This is a genomic window from Micromonospora sp. DSM 43699, assembly GCF_055517075.1.
Genome location: NZ_JBTMMT010000136.1, coordinates 1 through 2,541, shown reverse-complemented (window position 1 = coordinate 2,541; position 2,541 = coordinate 1). Strand labels below are relative to the sequence as shown.

Genomic DNA, 2,541 nt, shown 5'->3' with positions numbered 1-2,541 from the left:
CTCATGACCCCATCCTGGGCCGTCACGACGTCAACAGCAGTATTCAACGCTTCTCGATCCTGAACTCGCCCTGTCCGGCGGACTTGCTACGAGCCGCTGGCCCCAACTCACCCTGACAGACAGGGGGTCGCGGAGGCGGTGCCGGTGTCGGAGCGGTCTCGGCCGGTTTTCGGGGAGTTGATTGAGCGGGTGCGGAGGTGACTGTCACGTTTGTGCTTCGCGTTGGGGTGGCTGCCGCGTCCCTGTTCCCGGCGTTGGTCGAGCTGTATGGGGTGGTGTATGCGGAGCCGCCGTATGGGGAGGGCCCGGAGGAGGTGTCTCGGTTTGCCGACGGCCTGCCAGGTGAGGCGCAACGTCCTGGCTTCAGGCTGGTGGCGGCTCAGGATGGTGCTCTGCTGGTGGGGGCGGCGTACGGGTGGACGATGCCCGCCGGGGTGTGGTGGTCCCGTGCTGATGCGGACCCACCCGCCGAGGTGCGTGCGGCCTCGAAGTTCGCGGTGATGGAGTGGATCGTTGATCCGCGTTGGCGGGGCCGAGGGGTCGGGGCGGGGCTGATGCGTAGGCTGCTTGCTGGTCGGGCGGAGGGGTACGCCACTCTGGCATCGAATCCTCGCTCGGATGCGCGTCAGGTGTATGCCCGTAACGGTTGGCGGCGGGTGGGTGGGTCGCGTCTCGAATGGGGGCCTGCCATGGATCTGTTGGTGCTGCCACTGGCCCACGGGCGACCCGCCCGGTAGGGCGAGTGCGTCACCGCGCCCCCCATTACCGGAGGATCGCGCGCTCTAACTGAACAGCTGACCGAGGTTGCGGCCTACGAGAAGCCTGGGACGATGTCAGCCTGACAGGCAGGGCTCCCGCCTTGCGTGCGCGCGCCAGCCCCGCCGCGTCGGCCATGAGCGGTCGCTTCGGCGGGGCCAGCGCCTCCGCGCGTCACACCAGAACCGGCCAGCACAGCATCGCCAAGTCCCGACCGTTGGAATACCCGCATGAGCATCACGCCGGCGCGGCGGAGCGATGTCGACGTCATCATGAGTTGGCGACGCGAAAGCGTCGCCTGGCTCGCAGCGAGGGGCGAGGAGCAGTGGTCCATTCCCTTCCCGCGCTCAACCCGACGACCGCCGCAAGGCAAGGAACCTCGCTGGTGTCTCCCGAGCTGTTCGCGCGGCTCACCGACCGCATCGCCAAGGATCACCCGGAGCTGCCTGCCGGCATGCCGGCACGCATCCTCGACCAGGCGCTGGCGTTCCTCGCCGCTGCCGCCGTCACGACCACGCCGATCGGCCCCTCCGACATGGTCGACATCGGCTGGCACACCTTCCTCCTCTACACCCGCGACTACAGCGAGTTCTGCGACCGGATCGCCGGCCGGTTCATCCACCACGAGCCGGAGGACGGCAGCGAGTGGCCGACCGTCCCCGCCCGCGAGGCCGTGCCACTGGCCCGGGCCGTTGACGCCATCGCCGCCGTCGGCTACCAAATCGACCGGCCGCTGTGGCATGGCAAGGCGGACTGCACGCAGTGCCACGCCGGGTGCACCGACAGCCCGACACGCTGAGCTGAACCGCCCCCGCCGCTGCGGCGACCGTAGGCTGCATGCGTCTACGGTCGCCGCAGTCAGCGAGGGAGTGGGATGCCCGACCGCCACTGGGAGGACCTGCCAGTTACGGTTCGGCTTGCCATCGAGTCCCACACCGGCCCGGTCCGGGCAGCCCGGTCGGCGTCGACCGGTTCCGTGTCGAGCCTCGCCGCGACCCTGGAAACGGACGGCGGGCACATCTTCTGCAAGGCCATCCAGACGAGCAACCCCTTGGCCCGGATGCACCGCGCCGAGGCCCGAGTCAATCCTTGGCTGCCCGACATCGCGCCCAGGCTGCGGTGGAAGGTCGAGGAGAGCGGCTGGTTGGCTCTCGGCTTCGATCACGTGCATGGTCGGCACGCTGACCTGACCCCCGGGTCCGCCGACCTGCCCGTCATCGCCGACACCCTGACCGCGCTCACGCAAGGGCTGACCCCGTGCCCGCCGGTCCGAGTTCAGGCGGCGACCAAGCGCTGGGAGGGCCGCATCGCCCCTGAGTTGGTCGACGGGGACACCCTCCTGCATACCGACGTCACACCGTTCAACTTCCTGCTCGGCACCCGGGTGCACGTCGTCGACTGGTCCATGCCGTGCCGGGGCGCGGCGTGGATCGACACCGCCCTGATGATCGTCCGACTCGTCCGAGCCGGACACAGTCCGGCGGACTCCGAAGGGTGGGCCGACCAGATTCCAGCGTGGAAGCAGGCCGCGCCCGACGCGGTCGACGCCTTCGCCGCAGCGCTCGCTGACCTGTGGGAGCTACGCCAGCAGGAAAGCCCAACGGCACCACATCGCGGGCCGCTCGCGGTAGCTGCTCGCATCTGGGCCAGTTTCAGGCCGGAACGTGTCAAGGGATTGAGGCCAACGGGAGTTAAGCGGCTTGTCGTTGTGGCTCGGGTTTGTTGATCCAGACCTGTTGGGGCAGGTCGAGGATCTTGGGCAGGGGTCGGGTGGTGCCGAACCGT

The 2,541-nt window shown here is 69.1% G+C and carries 3 protein-coding genes; all 3 read left to right on the top strand.

Features of this window, described 5'->3' with window-relative positions:
- The first annotated feature begins 197 nt into the window (after window positions 1-197).
- The 3 genes from AC0AIB_RS30885 to AC0AIB_RS30875 all read left to right on the top strand — a co-directional run bounded on the left by AC0AIB_RS30885 (window position 198) and on the right by AC0AIB_RS30875 (window position 2,482).
- On the top strand, window positions 198-737 hold the full coding sequence (locus AC0AIB_RS30885) for a GNAT family N-acetyltransferase (RefSeq protein WP_328347850.1): 540 nt from the start codon (window positions 198-200) through the stop codon (window positions 735-737).
- Window positions 738-1,141: 404 nt separating this feature from the next.
- Entirely contained in the window at window positions 1,142-1,555 is a 414-nt protein-coding gene (locus AC0AIB_RS30880) for a glycine-rich domain-containing protein (protein ID WP_465098028.1), read from the top strand.
- Between the two features lie 75 nt (window positions 1,556-1,630).
- The gene (locus AC0AIB_RS30875) at window positions 1,631-2,482 is read left to right on the top strand and encodes a hypothetical protein (protein WP_465098027.1); all 852 of its coding nucleotides are present in this window, start codon (window positions 1,631-1,633) and stop codon (window positions 2,480-2,482) included.
- Window positions 2,483-2,541: the final 59 nt, after the last annotated feature.

Coding starts and splice junctions, on each gene's coding strand:
- AC0AIB_RS30875 (WP_465098027.1), top strand. CDS start 1,631: ATGCCCGACCGCCACTGGGAGGACCTGCCAGTTACGGTTCGGCTTGCC.